4 protein-coding genes are annotated in these 5,972 nt (G+C 41.7%); 3 read left to right on the top strand and 1 reads right to left on the bottom strand.

Translation table 11 applies throughout. From position 1 onward, the window contains the following. Window positions 1–337: 337 nt before the first annotated feature. Window positions 338–865 carry a transposase gene (locus F8S12_RS34630; protein ID WP_196520781.1) on the bottom strand — a complete coding sequence of 176 codons (528 nt, stop codon included), beginning with the start codon at window positions 863–865 and terminating at the stop codon, window positions 338–340. A 1,426-nt stretch (window positions 866–2,291) separates the two neighbouring features. Here F8S12_RS34630 and F8S12_RS34635 point away from each other — a divergent pair. The 3 genes from F8S12_RS34635 (at window position 2,292) to F8S12_RS34645 (ending at window position 5,845) form a co-directional block, all read left to right on the top strand. Continuing rightward, the gene (locus F8S12_RS34635; protein WP_196520782.1) at window positions 2,292–3,692 is read left to right on the top strand and encodes a hypothetical protein; all 1,401 of its coding nucleotides are present in this window, start codon (window positions 2,292–2,294) and stop codon (window positions 3,690–3,692) included. Between the two features lie 255 nt (window positions 3,693–3,947). Then, a complete protein-coding gene (locus tag F8S12_RS34640) occupies window positions 3,948–5,630 on the top strand; it encodes a C25 family cysteine peptidase (RefSeq protein ID WP_196520783.1) in 1,683 nt (560 codons plus the stop codon). Window positions 5,631–5,644: 14 nt separating this feature from the next. Then, entirely contained in the window at window positions 5,645–5,845 is a 201-nt protein-coding gene (locus F8S12_RS34645) for a hypothetical protein (protein WP_196520784.1), read from the top strand. The last annotated feature ends 127 nt before the right edge of the window (window positions 5,846–5,972 follow it).

A 5,972-nucleotide genomic window follows, 5' to 3' on the forward strand; every position in this document is an offset into this window, starting at 1 on the left:
CGGCAGATAGCAGTAAATCTTCTAGGTAAAGAGAATCGTGTAAAAAGGGGAATCAAAAATAAACAGTTTCTAGCAGCAATGGACAATAAATATTTAGAAAGAGTTTTAGCTTTAGCGTAAACTAGCCTGTCAACAATTTAGTTATGATTATTGCTTATTTTTAGGAATAAGCTTACTTATTTATGGCTGAATAGTTAGTTAATTTATCCTTAGACAAGAGTTTTTTCATTAGAGATAAGTTAACTTATATGTTAGTAAAAGGAGCGATTTGTCCTGTTTATCTTTTTGTCAAACTTTGCACTTATATAAATAATTTTGAAATCCTCATTAGTTTTTGTTAGTAAATAAGGTGCGTTTCCCCTGTGTTTTGAATTTCGTGAAAAACACCTTCCACACGCTGACGAACACGACTAATAAAGCGCTTCAAAGCATGGGAATGTTGAAGATGCTGGTAATCGCGCTTCAGTGTCCAGATGCGATTACCAGTGCGATGAGCGTAGGCGCAGCCCGCCGTAGGCATCGCTTGCTGCCAATCGGCAGAGATGAAGCCTTTATCTGCGTAAATATCGCTATACCTGACTGTCTCTAAAACACTATCAGCAGCGATTCTCTCATCTGTATTAGCGGGTACGATGTCATAAGAAATGGGGATTCCATTCCAAGTTGATAGCATAACTAGCTTGTAGCCAAAATAACGCATTTCCCTGGCAGCACACCAATCAGGGGTGGCATTTCCGGCAAAATCACTATATCGCTTGTCACGCTTGAGTCCCAGCACTGGTAAGGGTTTGGTGTCAAGAATGAAATATTTTTCACTTAATCCACCCAATTGCTCTACCCAACTCCGGCGTAACTTCTCTAACATTCCATCTAGTTTACGTAACCGACGATTGAATTGACTTTGGTCAAGTAAATTCGGAAAGGGAGCAATGCGATTTTGTTAGATCGGACTTTAATTCTCAGTTAGAGAGCTAGATTCTCAATAAAAACAGTTATTTAGCTGCGATCGCACCTCTAGATAGGTGATTTAGTACCCGAATTTTAACCACCTCACAAAATCGCATTGCTCCCATTCGGAAACCATTGTTGGTAATTTCCTCGGATGAATCCTAGAAACTGTGTTTCTCCAGGAAAGGGCAGATAATCCATTGCTAGCACCAGTTCATGATTTCACTATCGCTCATACTTGCTTTTACACCTGGTTTTAACAGAGTTGTCTTTTTTACTTGTTCTCTATACCAATCATCTACTACTACAAATATTGTCGTTAATAGGGTTCCAAAGTCTATGCTATTCATGGGGAAGTCTGAATTGAAAAGCTGGTAACTTTCATCTTCTTACTTCTCCCGCCTTTTTTTCTAATTCACATTAGGCGTGATTTGTAATTCTACATCCATTGACCTACTTACCTTTCAGGGTTTTATTTTTTTATTCTTTTATTCAGAATACCCGGAAAGTGACAGAAGAGGGGTATTGCTCACAAGGTCGTTCCCTCGTGCCCAGGTAGAAGTGAGCCACGAGTCCGTAAACGTCGCCCTAAAATTTACCCCTTGATGACCAAACCCCGGCAAGAATTACGACAACAATTGCAAACTGCTTAAACCACAAGCGTTTTGGCTTTTCTTAGTGCCATTCGGGCTAAACCAAAGTTTCCGAGAACCGCCCCTTCAATGAATTTGCCAAGGGTATGAGTTTGGAGACAAATCCAATGATAATAGCTAATCGAAAAAATTGATAAATTCTTCCTATTCTAATTGCTAAATCTTAAATTAAAATAAACCGATATTATACCACAAAATATTTCTGCAAGAGTTCTATTCTTAAGTATAATTCCGAGCAACCCCAGTATTATTACTCAGGATATTTAGAGTTGATAAAGTTATCGTATACCCAATGATATCGACTTGACTACGTGTTAAGCGATCGCAAGACAGGAAGCTAAATGAGCATCCACAAGTTCTTAATGATAAACCAGCCAATAATTTGCAGGCTTATCCGCTAACTCAACCTCTTGAATGAATCTACAGCAGAAATAATTTTTAGCTGCTTTAGGCGTTAATTATCATACATCAGTTTGGTGTAAAGAGGGGGGGAAACGCGCCACAAGTTCGCTGGGTCACAGTGTATCCAAAAGAAGTTGTTAGTAAAGTATTTGCCTAAGTGTACTTTTAGGCAAAAAAGTTGGCGTGCTGTTATCGAACAGCCAGAATTCTTGTGGAATCAATACACTGTTTTTCTCCGAACTTAGCATCATACATAGAAATCAAACCCTGAGTCACAAGGATTTACGGATGCTAATCGAAACCAAAATCGGAACTTCTTTGAACTACTATCTAATCGCTTTTGATGCTAATGGCAAAGAACGCGCAAACAATGGAGAGCTAATTAGCCAAAAGGTATTAGAAATCTTATCCAAGTCTGAGGAACCAATCACAGATGTCTTTTTGATGAGCCACGGATGGCAAGGCGACGTTCCGGCGGCAAAAGAGCAGTATGACAGATGGATTAAAGCTATGGCTAAAAACCGGGCTGATATTGAAAAAATGCAACAGGTGCGACCAGGATTTAACCCCCTGTTGATTGGTCTACATTGGCCTAGTAAACCTTGGGGAAATGAAGACCTAAGTACAGTGTCGCCAGATAAAACAATTGTGTCTTTTGACACGACAGATGATTCTCAGGAAGAGTTAGTTGAACAGTATGCTCATCGGATAGCTGATACTGAAACTACTAGAGAGGCACTCAGAACAATTTTCGCAGCTGCGGGAGAATATGACGTTGCACCTGACACATTACCATCAGAGGTGCGTGAAGCTTATGAGGTTTTGATTAAGGAAGCATCTTTGAGTAGTGAAGCAGAAGATGCAGATACGTGGAGCGAAAACGAATCATTGAATTTAGATCCTGATAATGTATATGAAGCTAGCCTTGACGAAGAAAGCGAAGATGTTAGCTTCGGAATTGAGGATAGTCCGAATTCGCCGGGGGATAAATTTTTGAACCTTCCAAGATTGTTATCTTTCTGGAAGATGAAAGACCGCGCTCGGAAAATTGGTCAAACGAGCGGTTTCAATTTGTTAAACAGACTTCAACAGGTGACAAATGAGAATGTGCGATTTCATTTGATGGGGCACAGTTTTGGATGTATTTTTGTTTTAGCTACTGTAGCAGGTACTCAACATAACAAATTAACTCGTCCAGTTAATTCTCTTGTCTTAATACAAGGTGCTTTATCACTCTGGTCTTTCTGCTCAAATGTCCCCTATAGAAAAAATATTCCTGGTTACTTCCGCTCTATTATTACTGAGCGCAAAGTTACAGGGCCAATTGTTACTACCCAATCCAAGCATGATAAAGCTGTCAAAAATGCTTATCCTATGGCGGGAACACTAGGAATATTTGGGGGACAAGATATAGACTTTGACGTTAATAGTGAGAAGACATATCCTGGTGTAGGTGGCATTGGTTGCTATGGAATTCAGGGTGATGGTTTGGAAATTATTAATGATGAAAAAGGGATGCTTACCCTGCAAGAATCCTACAACTTTAAACCAGGTAAAATTTACAATTTAGAAAGTAGTAAATATATTGTTGTTCCTCCTAGCTTTTTAGACCTTTTCACGGGCGCTCACAATGCTATTGACAAACCTGAAGTAGCTCATGTTCTATGGTCGGCAGCGATTGCTAGTTAACAGTTAACAGTTATCAGTTAATTGTTCACTGATTAAAAGGGGATCTTAAACCGCAGATTTTCACAACTTTTAACTGTTTAATAATAACCGTTAAAAGGTAGAAAGTAAAAAGAGAATTCCTGTAATTAAAACTAGGGAATTGGAAGCGGTCGCCTTTTTTATCCATAAATAAATTTAGGCAGAACACAACCATTTTTTCTTTTACTTTTTACTTTTACTTTGTTCGGTGAATCACAAATACAAGGATTAGGTAAAATGAGCTTAGAACAGCTGACAAAAGAGCTATATTTCAATGGAATTGACGGTGCATCAGGAGATTATTTGTTGCCTCCATTGACACCTGAGCAGCTTTCTAAGATTGCTCAGGGCGAAGACTTTGATCCCATAGAAATCAACGAACTCAAAAAAAAGGATCTGCATGTTAAAGGTTTAGAACCCGACTTTGCCCCGATAGAGGGAGTAGATCCTAAAGACCTCGCACAAACAGGTTGGGGAGTTATCTTCGCTTTTAATGCCGACCCAGCAATCAAAGAAGCGCTGAAGGAACTGTTAGAACATCGCCAAAAACAAGCCTCGAAAAATCACGAGAACTATTATAAGGAATACACTGGCCCTAAAGGTTATCGTCCAGGGGAGTCAAAAAATCAATTTTTGTCGCGTCATGGAGTTGGCCCTGGCCCTGCTGACCCAGATAAAATGCCTTATTATCTGTTGATTGTTGGCGATCCAGAAACCATTCCTTATCGTTTTCAGTACCAACTTGATGTGCAATATGCGGTTGGTCGGATTTACTTTGATACGCCCCAAGAATATGCTCAGTATGCTCGCAGTGTCGTACAGGCTGAAACTACTAATTTAAAACTGCCTCGCCGTGCTAGCTTTTTCGGGGTACGTACTAAGGGTGATGCAGCCACTGAACTTAGTGCTGATAACTTGATTCAACCCCTAGCTGATTGGATGCTGGATGAGCAGAAAGACAATAGTTGGATAGTACAAACCTTACTCGCAGAAGAAGCCACCAAAGCACGCTTAGGGAAACTCTTAGGAGGTGAAGAAACACCCGCTTTGCTGTTCACCGCTAGTCATGGTATGGGCTTTCCTAATGGGAATGAGCGACAACTACGACATCAAGGCGCTTTACTCTGTCAGGACTGGCCCGGCAAAGATAAGTGGAATAAACCAATTCCCGAAGAATTTTATTTCTCTGCGGACGATGTTGGCGATGATGCTCGCTTACTAGGACTAATTGCCTTTCACTTTGCTTGTTATGGTGCTGGGACACCTAAATTTGATGAGTTTGCCCATAGAAAAGGCTCCAATGAAAGACTAGCGATCGCTCCTAACGCCTTTATTGCACCTCTACCCCGCAGACTATTAAGCCACCCCAACGGCGGTGCTTTGGCTGTCATCGGTCATGTAGAACGAGCTTGGGGTTGCTCTTTCGTATGGGAAAAAACTGGTAAGCAATTGGCAGTTTTTCAAAGTACCTTAAAGCGATTGCTAGATGGTCATCCTGTGGGGTCAGCTGTTGAGTATTTCAACGAGCGCTACGCTGAACTTTCTTCTGATTTGAGTACAGAATTAGAAGAAATTAAATATGGTGCGATCGCCGATCCGATGAATTTATCTGGTATGTGGACGGCAAATAATGATGCTCGTAGTTATGCGATTATTGGCGACCCCGCAGTTAAGTTAGTTGTGGGTGACAATCAGACAAGCGATCGCTCTGTCATCTCATCAGTAAATTTACCCGCCGCCCCTGCAACACCCCAAGTATCTGATACATCAGCAATTGAGCAAGCCCAGGCAAACTTAACCCAAGCCCTAGAAAAGTTCGTCAATACAGTTGAGCAAGCTTCAGTTGACCGCATGGAAAAACTTCAGGCGGCACTGTCAGCCGTAGTGAATCTAGTTGACACCCTGAAGAAATTGAAATAATTTGGAATTGGGCATTGGGCATTGGGCATGGGCAAGAGGACTTGGGGACAAGGAGAATTGGGGACAAGGGGAAAGACTTGTTTCAAGTTCTCACAGAAGAAGCGGAGGAGCAGTTCTTGCTGGGAGCAGGGGGAGCAAGCCCTGGTCTGGAGCCGTGGAGCGGAGCGGAACATGGGTATGTTCGCGGAGCGTTTCGTAGAAAAGCCCCGCCATAAAGGGCGCTCTTACTGGGGCGGAGTACAAGCTCCGTCTCAGTTTTCCCCCTTGCTCCCAGCAAGAACTGCTCCCCTGCATCTTTTGACCTCTTGTCCCCTCATCCCCCTCATCTCCCTCATCTTCCCC

Source organism: Nostoc sp. WHI, from assembly GCF_015714725.1.
In the GTDB taxonomy this organism is placed as follows: Bacteria; Cyanobacteriota; Cyanobacteriia; order Cyanobacteriales; family Nostocaceae; genus Nostoc.

What these genes read in the sequence shown, in the direction of transcription:
- F8S12_RS34630 (WP_196520781.1), bottom strand. Translation starts at nt 865, where the DNA reads ATGTTAGAGAAGTTACGCCGGAGTTGGGTAGAGCAATTGGGTGGATTA.
- F8S12_RS34635 (WP_196520782.1), top strand. Translation starts at nt 2,292, where the DNA reads ATGCTAATCGAAACCAAAATCGGAACTTCTTTGAACTACTATCTAATC.
- F8S12_RS34640 (WP_196520783.1), top strand. Translation starts at nt 3,948, where the DNA reads ATGAGCTTAGAACAGCTGACAAAAGAGCTATATTTCAATGGAATTGAC.